Genomic DNA, 17,694 nt, shown 5'->3' with positions numbered 1-17,694 from the left:
AATTTGGCAAGAGTGGTAGTACAATGAGGTGAAAATTTTGTATCAAGCAGATAAGTATGATGTTGTGGTAATTGGTGCTGGGCATGCTGGCTGTGAAGCAGCGCTGGCTGCAGCACGACTGGGGTGTCGGACGTTAATTACTACTCTTAATATGGATAATATTGCAATGATGCCGTGTAATCCGGCAGTTGGCGGACCGGCCAAGGGCCATTTGGTGAGAGAGATTGATGCGCTTGGCGGTCAAATGGGTGTCAATACCGACAAGACATGTATTCAAATACGAATGCTTAATACTGGTAAAGGTCCGGCGGTGCATGCTCTCAGGGCTCAGGCTGATAAGCGCCTATATCAGTTGACCATGAAGCATACCATGGAGATTGAGCCTAATTTGGCTGTTAAACAGGCGTTAATTGATAATATCCTCGTGGAAAATGGGCGTGTTACCGGGGTAGTAACTGAATTAGGCGAGATATATAGTGCTAGTTGTGTTATTATTGCGACAGGTACATATTTGCGGGGTAAAATTATTCTGGGAGAAATTAATTACCCTGGCGGTCCGGCAGGGCAGCGGGCAGCGGAAAAGTTGTCGACAGCACTTAGGGAACTTGAAATTTCGCTGATGCGGTTTAAAACAGGCACGCCTGCTCGGGTGGATGCGCGGACTGTGGATACCAGTAAAATGAGTATTCAGCCTGGTGATGACTTGGCTCATAATTTTTCTTTTTTGAGTGATACCACTACTCGCGAACAAATTCCCTGTTGGTTGACCTATACTAATGAGCAGACCCATACCATTATTCGGGAGAATATGCACCGTGCACCTTTATACATGGGGATTATTGAAGGGACAGGACCGCGTTACTGTCCCTCAATTGAGGATAAGGTAGTACGCTTTGCTGATAAATTAGCACATCAGGTATTTGTGGAACCAGAAGGAATCAATACTACGGAAATGTATATTCAAGGGATGTCTACAAGTCTGCCGGTAGATGTCCAGTTAGCTTTTTTGCGAACCATTCCGGGTCTGGAAAAGGTTGAGATTATGCGTCCTGGTTATGCGATTGAATATGATTGTGTTGACCCTACTGAGTTGAAACCAACATTAGAAACAAAAAAGGTACATGGATTATTTTCTGCCGGTCAGTCTAATGGCACTTCCGGTTATGAAGAGGCGGCGGCACAGGGCTTAATAGCGGGGATTAATGCGGCGCTACAGGTACAAGCGCGACCACCCTTTATATTATCTCGTGCTGACGCTTATATTGGTGTATTGATTGATGATCTGGTGACTAAGGGAACCAATGAACCTTATCGTATTATGACTTCGAGAGCAGAATACCGTCTTATTTTGCGGCAAGATAATGCCGACCTGCGCCTGACCGAGAAAGGGCGGGATATAGGCCTTGTTACTGATGAGCGGTATAAGCGCTTTATTCGTAAGCGGGAAGCTACTGAGCAGACGTTAGAATTGTTGAAAAGCATACAAATTACTCCGTTGCCTGAAATACAGGAAAAAATGATGGCTCTTGGTACGGCTGAACTTCGGACAGGCATTACTTTATATGATTTACTTAAACGTACAGAGGTTGGCTATGAGGCGATGCGCCTGCAGTTTTCGCTGCCTGAGATACCAGCTGTGGTACGTGAACAAGTGGAAATATCTGTTAAATACGAAGGGTATATCCAAAAACAGATTGAGCAAGTAGAGCGTTCGGCTAAACTTGAGGCTAAACGTCTGCCTGAAGATATAGATTATAGCCAAATTAGCGGGCTATCACTGGAAGCTCGCCAGAAGTTAACTAAAATTCAGCCTCTGTCAGTAGGCCAAGCTGCTCGTATTTCCGGTGTTTCACCTGCAGATATTTCTATATTGATGGTTCATTTGGAGCAGCGGCGGGGTAGACAATAATATAGGGGGTTAGCTATGAATCATTTTCAGGATATTCTGGCTAAAGCAGCTGCTGAATATGGGCTGAATCTTGCGCCAGAGCAACTGGCCGCCATGGATAATTATTACCAACAGCTAGTAGTGTGGAATGAAAAGATCAATTTAACTGCGATTACAGAGCCGTATGAGGTGGCTGTTAAACATATGATTGATTCGCTATCTTGTTATCAGGAGGAGCTGTTTACTACTGGTGTGAGGATAATTGATGTTGGTACAGGCGCTGGATTTCCGGGTATTCCGCTTAAAATCTTTCAGCAGGATATTAAGTTGACATTAATGGATTCATTAAATAAGCGGTTAAATTTTTTACGGACGGTTATTGATGATTTATCCCTTGACGGGGTTTATACTGTTCATGCCCGGGCCGAAGAAGCAGGAAAAAACAAACAATATCGGGAGCAATATCAACTTGCGGTGTCGAGGGCTGTAGCTAGGCTTAATGTATTATGCGAACTTTGTCTGCCTTTTGTTAAAGTAGGTGGCTGGTTTATAGTTTTGAAGGGAGCTCAATACGAAGAAGAGGTACGGGAAGCCGCCAAAGCTGTTACTCTGCTTGGCGGGAAAATTGAAACTATCAAGCCAGTGAAATTGCCTGGTCTTATCGATAAACGGGCGGTAATTTATATCAAAAAAGTTGCGGTTACGCCGCAAACCTACCCGCGTAAAGCTGGCACTCCGGAAAAAAAGCCATTATGATTTAAAGGAAAATACCATTATCTGCAGAATATAAGAACTAGCATAGATAACCCAATTGTTTTGTAGGTGGTGGAATCATGAGAAATTTGGCTAAGCTGTTTGGAATTGGAGAAGCTTCGCCAACTATTCCCGCGGATATTACGGAGAGTAATTCTGTTGTTGCGAATGAACAAAATAATGAATCTAATACAGCTTCTAATACAACAGAAGCAGTCAATGTTGTTGATTTGCAATCAGTACATAGAGTTTCGCCTGAAATCATTATACCGAACCCGTTTCAGCCGCGTAAAACCTTTAATGATGATTCGTTACAAGAGTTGGCTGGGTCTATTCGTGAGTTTGGGGTAATTCAACCACTGCTAGTACGTCGGCAAGGTGAGGCTTATGAGTTAATTGCTGGTGAACGTCGCCTGAGGGCTTCTCGTTTAGCAGGTCTCACGGAAGTTCCTGTTATTGTGCGAGAGCTAGATGACAAAGAAATGGCTGAGTTGGCCATGATTGAGAATTTACAGCGGGAAGATCTGCACTTTTTAGAGGAGGCCGAAGGATATCAACACTTGCTTGCCAGCTTTAGCTTTACCCAGGAAGAGTTAGCACGACGGGTGGGGAAAAATCAATCGACCATTGCGAATAAATTGCGGCTGTTGAAGTTAGCACCGGAAGTACGCAAGGTTCTTGTTGGCCAGAGCTTGACAGAGCGTCATGCCCGTGCGCTTTTAAAAATAGATGATCCCCGAATTCAGATGGAAGTTCTTGCTGATGTGAAGGAAAAGGGTTTGAATGTCCGGGAAACAGAAGACTTGATTGAGAATTTCTCTAATAATATTTCCCAGGAAAAGCAGCCTGCTCGTAAACAGACAGTAGTTAAGATAATTAAAGATGTTCGGATTTTTATTAATACGATTAATAGCGTAATATCCCAAATGAAGAAAAGTGGTATGGATATTAAAGTAAAGCAGGAGATTGAGGGCGACTATGTCAATATCAGTATCCAGGTAAAGAATAGCCGCAAGTAATAGGTTACTATTGCGGTAAAAGGGCTGTGGGAAACTTATTGATAAGATTCCTACAGCCCTTTTTTGGTAGATATGTAGTTTGTTAGCTACGCTTTTTTTATCTTAGTACGCGAGTCAAGACTCCCGCCTTTACAGGCGGCGTTAATTTAGGTGGAGTAGATTCTCCAACCTGAATCCCCAATGTTTCAGCTATGCTGAAACGAGTTCACTTGTCGGTGGCAAGCAAGTGTTTGGCAATATTAACGGCAGTTATGCCATTGTCTGCGTAGGCGTCTGCGCCTGCCTGCCGGGAATAGCTATCAGTGAGTACAGCCCCGCCTACGATGATTTTACCAGTAAAACCATTTGCGTGGAGAGCGGCAATCGTATTATCAATTTGTGGCAGCGTGGTAGTCATTAGTGCACATAAGCCGATAAGCTGCGGTTGGTGTCTTTGGGCGGCTGCTACAATGGTTTCTGGGGCAACATCTTTACCCAGATCAATAACAGTCAAGCCATTGTTTTCCATCAGAGCTGCCACAATATTTTTCCCTAAATCATGAATATCCCCTTTTACAGTAGCGAGAAGTATTGTGCCGAGGCTTTGGGTTTGATGGGCGGGTAGTATTTCTTTAATTGTGTTAAAGGCCGTACGCATAGTTTCAGCAGATAGCAGCACCTGGGGCAGGAAACAACGTCCCTGACCAAAGGCTTGGCCCACTTCATTCATGGCAGTTGTTAATGCCTGGTCAGTAATAGCCAGTGGAGTGTGGTTTTCAGTTAGTGCCTGGCGTACTAGTGGTGCAACTCCGGTTGTTTCACCATTAATGACGCTCTGGCGAATTTGAGATAATATATCAGCAGCAGTAGCAATATTTGATGTCGTGGCCGGCATATCTACATATTTTTTGCTGTATTCAACAACGGCTTGTGGGTTTCGCCCACTTAATGCAACTGCGGCTGACCAAACATCCTGCATTAATAGATCAAATGGATTTAGGATTGGTGCGTCAAGGCCGGCATCCACTGCCATAGCGCAAAAGGCTGCATTCATTAAATCGCGTCGCGGCAGACCAAAAGAGACATTGCTAAGACCCATGACAGCAGGGCATCCGAGTTGTTCACGATATAATTTGAGGGTTAGCAGAGTTTCCGCAGCAGCCTTAGCGTCAGTTGCTACTGTCATAACCAGCGCATCCAGCAGTAGGTCATGACGGTTTAAACCATATTCCTTAGTAAGGGCTACCAATTTTTTGGCTACTGCAACCCGGTCTATTGCTGCTAGTGGTACCCCGCTGTCGGTTATCGGCAGACATAATACCGCGGCACCGTATTTTTTGGCAAGCGGGAGGAAGGATTCCAAACGGTCGGGTTCGGCAGTGACTGAGTTAATAAGTGCCCGACCGGGATAGGCTTTTAGACCAGCCTCAAGTGTTATTGGGTCGGTGGTATCAATGGCTAGCGGTACATCAACTAGAGTGGATAAGTCCTCAATAGCCTGTTTCATGGCAGTGGCCTGATCAATACCTGGTACTCCCATATTTACATCTAAAATACCGGCTCCGGCTTTTATCTGAGCTAAGGCTTCTTTTTTTACGGTAATAAAATTGCCGGCTTTTATCTCGGCTGCTAATGTTTTACGGCCGGTGGGATTGATGCGTTCACCAATAATGACTGGAGCAAATTGGGCGCCGATACTTATCGCCCGGGTGCGGCTCGTTAGAGCGGTAAAAGTTGAATTTCGTTGTATTTTTATCTGTGGTAGTGCATCAATTGCTTGGCGAATGGCTTTAATATGGTCTGGCGTAGTGCCGCAACAGCCACCAAAATAGGTAGCACCGGCAGCTGCTAGTTTTGGAATCCAGCCAGCCATTTCTGTTGCTGTCATGGGGAAAATGGTTTGCCCGTTGATCAATTGTGGCATTCCGGCATTTGGCTGCACGCTAAGGGGGCTGGAACAATTTTGCGCTAGTGTCTCAATTATTGGCAAGAGTTGTGCTGGCCCTAATGAGCAGTTGGCACCAATCACGTTGGCTCCCAAGGCTTCCAAGGTGATGGCTGCTGTGCGGGGATCAGTACCGGTGACAGTCCGGCCGTCAGCATCAAAGGATAGCTGGCAGATAACTGGTTTACATGTGGCCGCCTTGGCTGCAAGGAGGGCGGCCCGCATTTCTTGGATATCAATAATCGTTTCAATAATTATGTAGTCAATACCGGCTTGGTCAAGTGCTGAGATCTGTTCATAAAAAGCTTCATAAGCGGCATTAAAGGTAAGTTCCCCCAGCGGCGCAATAAATTTACCTGTTGGACCAACTGATCCGGCTACTTTCGTATGAGTACCGGCGGCTTCGCGGGCAGCGGTTACGGCTGCTATATTTATGGCAGCAACTTTGTCTTCTAAGCCATAATGGGATAGCTTTATACGGTTAGCGCCAAAAGTGTTTGTTTCAATGATATTGGCGCCTGCTGCCACATAAAGGCGGTGAATAGCTGTTATTTTGGCAGGTTCATCGATATTCCATAACTCAGGACATTGGCCTGGCTTCAGGCCGGCCTGGTGCAGCATTGTGCCCATAGCACCGTCAAATAGATAAATCATTTATTCATTTGTCTCCTTTCGTGCATGACAGCCAGTTTGATTACATTTGTCACAAGGCAGTTCTTGTTGATGAGATAGGTTCAATGTATGGTGGTAAGGGTATAAACCAACAATAGCGGTAACCGACTTGCGTGGCACGAGCATTTTGGTATCGGTGACACTAAGGCCGATAGTGGCTCCTGTTGCCAATTCCAATATCTCAGGCTGAAGCTCAATCGGCCAGTCACCATAGCCGGGGCTAAAACGTCTGCCGGCTGCTAAGCCGGCTTGGGCAGCTTGCTGCGCAATTACGTTACAGACTGCGGCGCAAGCCATTTCTACTGCTGTTGTTCCAGCGGCATCTAATAGCAGTCCTGATGTATATTGATTTTTCAAAAACAAAGTAGACACTTCTTCTTCCAATGGTAGACCAATAGTTACTGCCATTACGGCTACTTCGATCGCTCCGGTTAGATGCTTAATGATGCTGTTAGCGGTTAACACAACAGGTTCATTGGCTAGAATGGTATGTGCATCCTGGTCATAGGAGTATAGCTGCCAAACTCCTTTGGGGATAGATAGTAATTGAGCCTGTGCACATGATTCGCTAAGCAAAGTTGCTGAGAAGTCTACTTTACGGCCTAGACCAGCATAGCGTCTGGTTTCATCAAGGTCAACTATGGTTAGGCGGGGATAATAAAAAGGCATAATAGGAAACCTCCTTAATTAAGTGAGGTATTATTAGCATTATAGTATATTTTGCTAATTAGTTAAAGGATATATATTTTATATTTAATTAATCTTGTAGGCAGTTAGGTGGTGTATTAAAACCTTGCAACTAATATAAATGGTTGAATGCATGGTATATAGTTACGATATAGTAAATTGTTAATAGTTATGTTAACATAACTATTTTTCTGTACTTTTTGGCAGGAAATCACATAGATATGTGGAATGAAAAGATGGAAGTAAAATATTTTTGAGGTGAAAATAGTTTGGTTAAAGTGATTGCTATTGCCAATCAAAAGGGAGGAGTAGGGAAGACGACTACTGCAGTCAACCTTGCGGCTTGTTTGGCAGAGTTAGGAAAAAAGGTATTGCTGATTGATATTGATCCGCAGGGTAATTCGACTAGCGGCTTGGGCTGTAATAAAGGTACAATTAAACATTGTGTTTATGATGCGTTAATTAATGATGTTCCGGTGGAATCAATTGTTGTACAAACTGAAATTCAAAATCTTAAGCTTTTGCCAGCTACAATTCAATTAGCTGGGGCAGAAATTGAATTGGTATCGATGATGTCGCGTGAGGGCAAACTTAAGCGAGCATTGGATAAGGCTAAATTCAGTTATGAGTTTGTTCTTATTGATTGTCCGCCGTCATTAGGGTTACTTACTATCAATTCATTAACAGCCGCAAATTCAGTGCTTGTGCCTATTCAGTGCGAGTTTTATGCGTTGGAAGGTTTGACACAGTTGATGAGCACGATTAATTTGGTACAAAGAAATCTTAACCCGGTGCTTACTCTGGAAGGGGTAGTGCTAACCATGTTTGATGCTCGTACTAATTTGTCCATTCAGGTAGTGGATGAGGTGAAAAATCATTTTCGTCATAAAGTGTACCAAACTATTATTCCCAGAAATGTTAGGTTAAGTGAAGCACCTAGCCATGGGAAGCCTGTTATTAAATATGATCCTAAATCTAAGGGTACAGAAGTATATTTTGATTTAGCACGTGAGGTGATTGGTGATGAGTAAACGTGGCTTAGGACGAGGATTGGATGCTTTGTTTGGTGAGCCAAATGCGGGGCAAGCTATTGAGAGTAGTGAACCTATTAATGAAATTGCTATTCAGGAGATTATTCCTAACCCACATCAGCCGCGCCGTGATTTTGATGAAGAGGCACTAGCTGAGTTAGCTCAATCGATTAAACAGCATGGAATTATACAGCCGGTGGTTGTCCGAAAGACGCTTACTGGTTACGAATTAGTGGCTGGGGAACGGCGGTGGCGTGCATCTAAATTAGTGGGATTAAAGCAGATCCCGGCTGTGGTGCGTGAATATACTGACGCAGAAATGATGGAGATAGCGTTAGTTGAAAATTTGCAACGGCAAAACCTTAATATTATTGAAGAAGCTATAGCTTTTCGGCGGCTGATTGAGGAGTTTGGCTTAACCCAGGAGGAGGTTTCTCAAAAAATTGGTCGTAGTCGTTCCATGGTTGCCAATATTGTACGGTTGCTTAATCTTCAACCTGAAGTACAGGCTTTTGTTTCACGTGGAACATTGACGATGGGGCAGGTAAGACCATTGCTAGTTTTAGAATCTCCTGAAATGCAAATTAGTGCAGCTAATCAAATAATTGATGAAGACTTATCAGCTCGAGATGCGGAAGAATTGGTTCGGCGATTGTCATCAAAACGTCCAACCAAGCCGGTTGAGGCAAAACCTGAGATAATAGAGGAAGACAACCAATTTTTTATGAATGAATTTGAAGATAGACTAAAGCTAATATTAGGTACACAGGTTAGAATTAAACCTGGCAAATTAAAAAGTAAGATTGAAATAGAATACTATTCAAATGAAGATTTAGAACGGATTATGGAAATGTTGTCAAAGGAACAACAGAACGTTGCTTCTAAGTTTCAGGGACAACTGGTGGTCTAAATTTGCAAATGTTCCACGTGAAACATTTGACCAGGGATTCTTTGGTGACAGAGGTGAGGAAAGATGCGGATAGAAAAAGATTTGCTGGGTGAGCGAGAAGTACCGTTAGAAGTATACTATGGTATCCATACCTTACGGGCAGTGGAAAATTTTCCTCTCTCAGGCTATCGGGTGTCAGCTGTTCTTATTAAGGCAATTGCACTAATTAAAAAAGCTGCTGCTGAGGTCAATGCGGAATTAGGGTATTTGCCAAAAGAACTAGCCCAGGCCATAATGGTTGCTGCAGATGAGATAATGGACGGTAAATGGCGGAATCAGTTTGTTGTTGATGCATTGCAAGGAGGAGCAGGAACCTCTACTAATATGAATGTTAACGAGGTATTGGCAAATCGGGCGATTGAGTTGCTGTCAGGACAACGTGGTGAATATAGTCTGGTGCATCCGCTTAACCATGTGAATATGCACCAGTCTACTAATGATGTTTATCCGACAGCGCTGCGGATTGCCGCTATTTGGCTGCTCAAACCATTAAGTGATGGATGTGCAGTTTTACAAGAGTCTTTGCAAGAAAAGGAGGCCCAATTCGCTGGAATAATAAAAGTTGGACGGACAGAAATGCAGGACGCTGTGCCAATTATGCTTGGTCAGGAATTTAGTGCGTATGCAGGAGCTATAGCTCGTGACCGCTGGCGGTTGTATAAGGTTGAAGAACGCTTGCGGCAGGCTGCATTAGGGGGCACCGCAATTGGCACAGGTTTGAATGCTGACAAGAAATACATATTTATGGTTAATGACCGGGTACGACAATATGCCGGTATCGGCTTAGCCAGAGCGGAAAATATGATTGATGTCATTCAAAATGCTGATGTCTTTGTCGAAGTATCTGGGTTACTGAAGGCATTAGCCGTAAATTTGGGAAAAATGTCTCATGATTTACGGCTTATGTCGTCTGGCCCGCGGGCCGGTATCGGTGAGATACAACTGCCTGAGCGCCAGGCGGGGTCTTCAATTATGCCTGGTAAGGTTAATCCAATAATTCCAGAAGCCGTTAATCAAGTGGCCTTTCATGTTATGGCTTCCGATATGGCAATTGCTATGGCTGCACAATCAGGACAACTGGAATTGAATGCTTTTATGCCGCTAATTGCCCATCATTTATTGGAAAGTTTAGCTGTCTTAACAAATGCAGTCAAAATTCTAAATGATTTTTGTATTCAAGGGATAATGGCAGACAATGAGCGTTGTATAGCTTTATTAAATCATAGTCAAGTAAGTGTTACCGCTTTAGTGCCCCACATTGGTTATGATTTAGCGTCAAAGGTGGCGCGAAGTGCTATGGAGCAAAATATTACCGTACGGGAGGCGGCACTGCAACTGTCTGTTTTGCCGGAAGAGCAAATTGACGCTGCTTTGAATCCGCGGGCTATGACCCGACCGGGAATTGCCGGAATGCCTAAATAGGAGGAGGGAAAGGTATGGAAGAAACGCCAAAGGGATCACGGCTGCATATTGCTATTTTTGGGCGGCGAAATGCCGGCAAATCTAGTTTGATTAATGCGTTAACGAGTCAGGATATTGCATTGGTTTCTAATGTTCCTGGCACTACAACTGATCCGGTATATAAGGCTATGGAGATATTGCCGATAGGGCCTGTTATGATTATTGATACAGCAGGCATTGATGATGTCGGTGATTTGGGTGCATTGAGGGTCGAACGGACAATGCAGGTGCTAAATAAAACTGATTTAGCTGTAATTGTTATTGAACCAGAAGATGGTGTGACAAATTTTGAAGCAGAGCTCATTAAAGAAATAAGAAAGCGCAATGTGCCTATTGCCGGAGTAATCAATAAGAGTGATCTTATGACAGTAGCGTCTGATAAAGTTGCTGCCTGTAGTGATGCCTTGGATTTGCAACTGCTTACTATTAGTGCTAAAACAGGGCAAGGCATTGAAGAATTAAAACGCACAATGATTAAGTTGGCTCCGGATGATTGGGAAGGACCTCAGTTAATTGGTGATTTAGTATCACCAGGAGATACCGTTGTTTTAGTAGTGCCAATTGATTTAGCGGCACCTAAGGGCCGGCTAATTTTACCGCAGGTTCAAACTATTCGCGACCTATTGGATAATGATGTATGCGCAGTTGTTGTCAAGGAACGAGAGTTAAAAGAAGCCTTGGAAAATTTAAAAAATCCACCACGCTTAGTTGTTACCGACTCGCAGGAATTTATGAAAGTAGGAGCAGATACTCCGCCAGGGGTAATGTTAACATCATTTTCTATATTATTGGCACGTCATAAAGGGGATTTAGAAACTTTAGTAGCTGGTGCTAAAGCTATTGAAAGTCTGCAACCAGGTGATAAGGTGCTAATTTCAGAGGGATGCACACATCACCGTCAGGCTGATGATATTGGTAAAGTGAAGATTCCCCGCTGGCTAAGGCAGGCAGTAGGCGGCGAACTTGACTTCGAATGGGTATCAGGCGGTACTTTTCCGGTAGATTTGGCAAAATATAAATTGATTGTGCATTGTGGGGCCTGTATGCTTAACCGGCGGGAGATGTTATATCGGTTGGCTATGGCTAGAGAAGCGGGGATACCTATTGTCAATTATGGACTCTTGATTGCCCAAATTCACGGTATTTTGTACCGGGCCCTGGCACCTTTTCCTCTGGCACAGATGATTCTTGAAGAATAAGGAGCGAACTGATTGTGATATATCTTGATAATGCGGCTACGACTTGGCCCAAGCCAGAGTGCGTTTATCAGGCAGTTGATACCTGCTTGCGTACCATGGGAGCTAACCCGGGAAGGGGTGGCCATAGTATGGCGCGGACAGCTAGTATGCTGGTATATGAGACGCGCGAGGCATTAGCAGAGCTGTTTGGTATTGCCGATGCCAATCAATTGGTTTTTACTCATAATGCGACCGACGCCATCAGTATGGCCGTATTCGGAATAGTGCGTCCTGGAGATACCATTGTAACGACAGCGATGGAACATAATGCGGTAGCCAGGGCTGTGCGGGTTGCTCAGTCCCAAGGCGTAACTGTTAAAGTTATACCTTGTACCTCTACAGGTCAACTAGCGATGGAAGAGATGAATGCAGCCATTAGAGAGAAGCCCAAAGCCGTTATTATGACCCATGCTTCTAATGTAACAGGAACAATTATGCCGGTAGCAGAGGTTGGTAAACTAACAAAAAAACTAGGTGTAATCTTATTGGTTGACGCGGCTCAGACAGCAGGCGTAGAAGAAATTGATGTGGCGGCTATGGGTATCAATATCCTGGCCTTTAGCGGTCATAAAGGCCTCCTGGGACCACAAGGTACAGGCGGCCTTTATGTACAGGAGACAATTAGCATAAGGCCGCTACGGGTAGGCGGTACAGGTAGTATGTCTGAATCAGATATACAACCGGAATTTATGCCTGATAGATTGGAGAGTGGGACGCCTAATACTCCTGGTATCGCCGGTATTAAAGCCGGAGTTGATTTTATTTTGGCTACTGGGCGCAGTAAAATTCAAGCCAAAGAAATGAAATTAACAAACTTATTGTTGGAAGGGTTGAGACAGATTCCGGGGGCAACAGTATACGGGCTGCAGACTGCTCATGGTCGTACCTCTGTCGTGTCTTTTACCATAGCTGGAAGAGATAGTGGTCAGATTGCGCATCTTCTTGACAAGAACTATAATATTGCCTGTCGTTCAGGGCTGCATTGTGCTCCATGGGCTCATCAAACAATTGGAACAATAAAGACAGGGACGGTAAGGCTTAGTCCTGGTTATTTCAATACTGAAGAAGAAATTGGACAGACGCTTGTTGCTGTCAGGGAACTTGTTGCTCGGGGAGGATAAGAAATGAAGGGAACGCTAGTGAACGCAGCCGCAGTTATTATAGGGTCTGGAGTAGGTTTAGCCCTTAAACAGGGGATTCCTGAAAAATACCAAAATACGCTTATCCACGGCATGTCCTTGGCTGTAGGGGTTATTGGCTTGCAAATGGCATTAAAGACACAAAATGTGCTTATTGTTATTTTGGGAATAGCTGTCGGTGCCATTATTGGCGAAGCGCTCAATATTGACGGCGGACTAAACAAAATTGGTGAATGGCTGTCTGAGAAGCTAAGCGGCCCAGATGAGGCTGGGAAAAGTAATATAGGGCGTGGTTTTGTTACTGCTAGCCTAGTGTACTGCATTGGGGCTATGGCTGTTGTTGGCTCAATTCAAGACGGCTTGACAGGAGATACTAGTATCTTGTATGCTAAATCCTTGTTAGATGGCATTATTTCAGTAGTTTTTACTTCAAGCATGGGAATTGGAGTTGCTTTTTCCAGTGTAAGTGTATTGGTCTATCAAGGACTAATTACGCAGCTTGCTGGATTTTTTAGTGCTGTGTTGTCTGAGCAGGTAGTCACAGAGCTAACGGCAACTGGTGGGATTCTTATTGTCGGAGTGAGCATACTAATGCTGGAAATAAAGAATATTAAACTGGCAAATTTATTGCCAGCAATACCAGCAGCTGCTGTAATTGCGTATTATTGGCCAATATAGTCTAGGCATAAGAAAGTGACGGCATTATATTTAGATAGTAATAAGTGAAAAATGAAGGGTGGTATAAGGACAGACATGGACTTGTCACAGTATACATTATATATTACTGTTAATTTGCCATATATATTAGCGGTTTTGACAATACTGATTTTTTTAGCATTAATTATATTTATTAGTGTTAGTATTAAAATGAGCAGGCTTAATAAACGCTACCGTAAAATGATGTTAGGAATGGAAAACACAAATATCGAAAATCTGCTATTAGGACATATCGAAGAGGTTCGTCAAGCTGTAACTAAGGTTAAAAATTTGGACGAAAAATGTCGCCGACTGGATGTTGTTACCACAACGTCAATTCAAAACCTGGGAATAGTTCGATTTAACGCGTTTGAAGATACTGGTAGTGATCTTAGTTTTGCCTTGGCATTGCTTGACCAAAATAAGAATGGCGTTGTATTATCAAGCATTTATGGGCGGAACGAATCCAGGGTATATGCTAAGCCTATTCTGGATGGTCAGTCTACTTATCATCTTACAGCGGAAGAAAAAGCAGCATTAAATAAATCTTTGGAAAAAAATCATAAATAGGAAGGAATTTTGTAGGCTTTGGCGAATATATCCAAAGTTCGGCGTATATAAACGCGTAAGAAGATAAGAGAAGGTGGTCATTTGAAACAAAGCACGCCAAAGCCTGACAGACGCGAATATACTTTGATGATTGTGCCCCACCATGGCAAATCTGTATTCAGTATTCGCATACCGATGAAATTTGTCAAATATACAGCTGTGACACTGGGTATTTGTCTAACAATACTTTCCGGTACAATGCTAAATTATCGTTATCAAGCCAATATATCCGTCCAAGAAAAACAGGAGTTGAATCAACTGCGGGTAGTCAACAGCAAACAGCAGGTCGAGTTGCAAGAACTATCGAAAGCTACAGCAGATCTTCAGCAGGACATGAATCGTCTTAATCAACTGGATAACGACCTTCGTCGCATTGTGAGTAGTGAGGAGATTGTGGATACATCCCGTTCGGCTCCGCCTAGACTGACAAACTATAATGGCCAAGGTGGTCCTGGTATACAACCAAGTGCTGCTGACTTGAAGAATTTAGTCAAAGAGCTTCAAGCAGTGGCTAATGAACGAGAAAACAGTTTGATTAACCTGAAGGGTTCTTTAACCGAAAAAAAGGAACGTCTAGCCGCGACTCCTTCTATTTGGCCGACAAATGGTGAAGTGACCTCACGTTTTGGCTGGCGTAGCTCACCTTGGGGTTCAGGGAGCGGCGATTGGCACCCTGGAATTGATATTGCGAATGACATCGGTACACCGATTACCGCTGCCGCTGATGGAACAGTTGTAAACAGCAGCTGGTATGGAGGTTATGGCAATATGGTGGAAATCGATCATGGTAATGGCATTGTAACTATTTATGGTCATAATTCCCAAAATCTTGTTACTCCCGGGCAGCAGGTTAAAAAAGGACAATTAATTGCCCGTATGGGAAGTACTGGTTATAGTACCGGGCCACACTTGCATTATGAAATCCGTGTTAACGGTACGGCTGTTAATCCATCCAGTTTTTTGTAGGAGGTAAGTGCTAATGTTTTGCAGCAAGAAACAAGCCGCCCCCATTGGTGATCAAGTAGCCACTATTATTGGGAAGGAAACTTCTTTTAAAGGCAGTATTACGTCCCAGGGGACTATTCGGATTGATGGACAGCATGAAGGCGAACTTACAACTGACGCTGATCTTGTAGTTGGTGAAAGCGGGAAATTAACATCCCAGGTTAAGGTTCGTAGTGCGCTGATTGCCGGGATCGTTAAGGGCAATATTGAGGCTTCGGATAAATTAGAACTTTTATCTAGTGCTAAAGTGTATGGTGATATCAAGGTTGGCACACTAACCATTGGTGAAGGCGCAGTATTTCGTGGTGCCTGTCATATGAGCAGGGATACAATAGATGAGAGTAACAACTGAATTGGGTGAGTTAGTGTAAAAACCAGGATACTATGATTGGTATCCTGGTTTCTATTATATAAGAGCATGCAATTTTACTATTGTCGAGAATTGTGATTACGGCCTAAACCAAAGGAGATACTGTGCGCAATGGTGTCTGCCATTTTCATAACCAAGTTTAGACGTGTACTCTGCAATACCATATGTTCCATAAATCCGCCGACATTGACAATGCCAGTGATATAAGCATTACCAACAGCAGGTAGGTCCTTATTAACGGCTGCACCGGGTTTAACCGCCCCATGTCCCAAAGTGACGCAACCAACATTTTCTAATTTCCCAAGACAGGCATCAACGGCAATGACAAAGGGATGGGAAAATGACGTGTTAATTGAGGCTAGTCTGGTTTCAAGATTGGTGGCATGAACAGGTTCGTCAAGGGTACCATAAATATGAGGGAATAGGTTAAGCATTTTCAATTTAGTACCTGTTAGCGGTCCAAGGGCATCGCCGGTAGACCGGTCAGTGCCAATGCATAAGACAACAAGCTCATACCCATCGGTTGTCGCTGTTTGAACTATATTGCGGATAGAGACGGCTAAGTCATAAATGACATTGGGATGACTGACATTAAATTTCAGTTCTCGTGCCGGTTCAGGGAGAGGTTGATATTTTGGCGGCGATAGTTTATTAATTCCGGGAAAGTTAAAAATGTTATTTAACATAGTAGGTAAGCTCCTGTTACATAATTTGTGTTACCATTATGTGTAAAAATGGACCAGTCTATACATGACAGCAGGATTTTTTAGCAACTAACAGGAATAATAAAGTGAAATATTTAATTTACTTAATCGATAGTGTGTCAAATAAAAAGTAGGGAGGGTTGTTAGTAGTATGGGAATTAATGACAAACTAAGGTCACTGCCGGCCATAGACAGTCTTTTGTCTGCTGTCGCAACTGACCTAGAGATAAAGCAATATCCCCGTGAACTGGTAATCAATTGTCTGCGGCAGGCTGTTACTAGTGTACGGGATGCATTGCGAAAAGGGGATGATAGTGGTGCTAGCCAAGCAGCGCTCATAAGTCAGGCCAAAATTTTATTAAAAAAACATAATCAACCCAGTTTGCGGCGAGTAATTAACGCTACAGGCGTAGTGTTACATACAAATTTGGGACGGGCGCCATTAAGTCAGCGGGCCAGGAAATGTGTGACCGGAATTATGGAGGGGTACAGCACTCTCGAATATAATGTGGCATTAGGGGAGAGAGGAAGCAGGTATACCCATGTGGAGGAACAAATTTGCCGATTGACGGGGGCAGAAGAGGCGCTGGTAGTAAATAATAATGCCGCCGCTGTGCTATTAGTATTATCGGCTTTGGCTAACGGTCGGGAGGTTATTGTCAGTCGAGGGGAGCTTGTGGAAATTGGCGGCTCTTTCCGCATTCCTGATGTGCTTAGGCAAAGTGGTGCTACGCTAGTGGAGGTAGGTTCAACTAACAAAACACATCTATTTGATTATGAACAGGCAATTAGACCCAATACAGCAGCCATTTTAAAAGTGCATACCAGTAACTATTGCATTATAGGTTTTGCTTCACAGCCCAGCGGAGTGGAGTTGGCCGCATTGGCGCATAAAAATAGTTTGCCGGTAATTGAAGATCTGGGTAGTGGAACAATATTACCATTAACTGCAGGTGGACAAAGTGAACCGACTGCAGCACAGCGGTTGCAAATGGGGTTTGATATAGTTACCTTTAGTGGCGATAAGCTTTTAGGAGCCAGTCAGGCTGGCATAATCGCCGGGAAAAGAAAGTATATTGGCCCACTGAAAAAACATCCATTGCTGCGGGCTATTCGTATTGATAAACTGTCACTGGCTGCGTTGGAAGGAACCCTTATGGAATATATAGTGGGTAAGCCCACCCAGGATATACCGGTACTGGCCATGTTACATAGCGACAATTCCATACTAAAGGAACGCGCCAACTATCTTAAAGAACTAATACTGGAGCAAAATACAGGGGTTATAGCTGAGGTGATACCAATCAACTCGCCCGCAGGCGGCGGGGCACTGCCTGCTGCGGTATTGACTGGTTATGGAGTGAATGTCTATAGGCAAGATGTGAGTGCCACCCATTTGGAAAATTGTTTAAGGCAACAAGCGATACCCATCGTGGCCCGTATCCAGGAAGGCAAGGTGATCTTTGACGTACGTTGCTTGCTTGAACAAGATTTAGCGGACATTGCATCTGCGCTTAGTAGGATTTTCTAAATTAATGTATTGTACTAT

Annotated in this window: 16 protein-coding genes; 13 read left to right on the top strand and 3 right to left on the bottom strand. The window is 43.7% G+C overall.

The window, feature by feature from the left end:
• Window positions 1-37 precede the first annotated feature (37 nt).
• From mnmG to noc, 3 genes are all read left to right on the top strand, one after another.
• The gene (gene mnmG / locus AC1ECB_RS23850; RefSeq protein WP_485666128.1) at window positions 38-1,909 is read left to right on the top strand and encodes a tRNA uridine-5-carboxymethylaminomethyl(34) synthesis enzyme MnmG; all 1,872 of its coding nucleotides are present in this window, start codon (window positions 38-40) and stop codon (window positions 1,907-1,909) included.
• 15 nt (window positions 1,910-1,924) lie between these two features.
• Window positions 1,925-2,644 carry a 16S rRNA (guanine(527)-N(7))-methyltransferase RsmG gene (gene rsmG, locus AC1ECB_RS23845; protein ID WP_485666127.1) on the top strand — a complete coding sequence of 240 codons (720 nt, stop codon included), beginning with the start codon at window positions 1,925-1,927 and terminating at the stop codon, window positions 2,642-2,644.
• Window positions 2,645-2,721: 77 nt separating this feature from the next.
• A complete protein-coding gene (gene noc, locus AC1ECB_RS23840; protein ID WP_485666126.1) occupies window positions 2,722-3,660 on the top strand; it encodes a nucleoid occlusion protein in 939 nt (312 codons plus the stop codon).
• Between the two features lie 205 nt (window positions 3,661-3,865).
• Here the strand turns inward: noc and AC1ECB_RS23835 are convergent, their stop codons facing one another.
• Together AC1ECB_RS23835 and AC1ECB_RS23830 are read right to left on the bottom strand one after the other, a co-directional pair.
• A complete protein-coding gene (locus AC1ECB_RS23835) occupies window positions 3,866-6,238 on the bottom strand; it encodes a homocysteine S-methyltransferase family protein (protein ID WP_485666125.1) in 2,373 nt (790 codons plus the stop codon).
• On the bottom strand, window positions 6,239-6,925 hold the full coding sequence (locus AC1ECB_RS23830; RefSeq protein ID WP_485666124.1) for a methionine synthase: 687 nt from the start codon (window positions 6,923-6,925) through the stop codon (window positions 6,239-6,241). It abuts the gene before it with no gap.
• A 287-nt stretch (window positions 6,926-7,212) separates the two neighbouring features.
• Between AC1ECB_RS23830 and AC1ECB_RS23825 the strand changes: the two genes are divergently transcribed.
• The 9 genes from AC1ECB_RS23825 to AC1ECB_RS23785 all read left to right on the top strand — a co-directional run bounded on the left by AC1ECB_RS23825 (window position 7,213) and on the right by AC1ECB_RS23785 (window position 15,423).
• Window positions 7,213-7,974 (top strand): ParA family protein, encoded by a 762-nt coding sequence (locus tag AC1ECB_RS23825; protein ID WP_021168299.1) that lies wholly within the window; start codon window positions 7,213-7,215, stop codon window positions 7,972-7,974.
• Window positions 7,967-8,884: a ParB/RepB/Spo0J family partition protein gene (locus tag AC1ECB_RS23820; RefSeq protein WP_485666123.1), complete on the top strand. Its 918-nt coding sequence runs from the start codon at window positions 7,967-7,969 to the stop codon at window positions 8,882-8,884. Before AC1ECB_RS23825 ends, AC1ECB_RS23820 begins: the two co-directional genes overlap by 8 nt.
• Window positions 8,885-8,947: 63 nt before the next feature.
• The gene (locus tag AC1ECB_RS23815) at window positions 8,948-10,345 is read left to right on the top strand and encodes an aspartate ammonia-lyase (RefSeq protein ID WP_485666122.1); all 1,398 of its coding nucleotides are present in this window, start codon (window positions 8,948-8,950) and stop codon (window positions 10,343-10,345) included.
• Window positions 10,346-10,359: 14 nt separating this feature from the next.
• On the top strand, window positions 10,360-11,583 hold the full coding sequence (hydF, locus tag AC1ECB_RS23810) for a [FeFe] hydrogenase H-cluster maturation GTPase HydF (protein WP_485666121.1): 1,224 nt from the start codon (window positions 10,360-10,362) through the stop codon (window positions 11,581-11,583).
• A 14-nt stretch (window positions 11,584-11,597) separates the two neighbouring features.
• On the top strand, window positions 11,598-12,743 hold the full coding sequence (locus AC1ECB_RS23805; RefSeq protein ID WP_485666120.1) for an aminotransferase class V-fold PLP-dependent enzyme: 1,146 nt from the start codon (window positions 11,598-11,600) through the stop codon (window positions 12,741-12,743).
• 3 nt (window positions 12,744-12,746) lie between these two features.
• Window positions 12,747-13,439, top strand: coding sequence for a DUF554 domain-containing protein (locus AC1ECB_RS23800; protein ID WP_485666119.1), 693 nt, complete (start codon window positions 12,747-12,749; stop codon window positions 13,437-13,439).
• Window positions 13,440-13,514: 75 nt separating this feature from the next.
• Window positions 13,515-14,027, top strand: coding sequence for a DUF4446 family protein (locus AC1ECB_RS23795; RefSeq protein WP_485666118.1), 513 nt, complete (start codon window positions 13,515-13,517; stop codon window positions 14,025-14,027).
• 81 nt (window positions 14,028-14,108) lie between these two features.
• A complete protein-coding gene (locus AC1ECB_RS23790) occupies window positions 14,109-15,032 on the top strand; it encodes a peptidoglycan DD-metalloendopeptidase family protein (RefSeq protein WP_485666117.1) in 924 nt (307 codons plus the stop codon).
• A gap of 13 nt (window positions 15,033-15,045) precedes the next feature.
• A complete protein-coding gene (locus tag AC1ECB_RS23785) occupies window positions 15,046-15,423 on the top strand; it encodes a bactofilin family protein (RefSeq protein ID WP_485666116.1) in 378 nt (125 codons plus the stop codon).
• Window positions 15,424-15,500: 77 nt separating this feature from the next.
• Here the strand turns inward: AC1ECB_RS23785 and yyaC are convergent, their stop codons facing one another.
• Window positions 15,501-16,127 carry a spore protease YyaC gene (yyaC, locus tag AC1ECB_RS23780; protein WP_485666115.1) on the bottom strand — a complete coding sequence of 209 codons (627 nt, stop codon included), beginning with the start codon at window positions 16,125-16,127 and terminating at the stop codon, window positions 15,501-15,503.
• Between the two features lie 169 nt (window positions 16,128-16,296).
• Here yyaC and selA point away from each other — a divergent pair, with 169 nt between their 5' ends.
• On the top strand, window positions 16,297-17,676 hold the full coding sequence (selA, locus tag AC1ECB_RS23775) for an L-seryl-tRNA(Sec) selenium transferase (protein ID WP_485666114.1): 1,380 nt from the start codon (window positions 16,297-16,299) through the stop codon (window positions 17,674-17,676).
• Window positions 17,677-17,694 lie beyond the last annotated feature (18 nt).

This window comes from Sporomusa sp. 246TCP1 (genome assembly GCF_057319775.1).
Note: the sequence above shows the minus strand (reverse complement) of the source record. Positions and strands in the feature narration are given on the sequence as shown.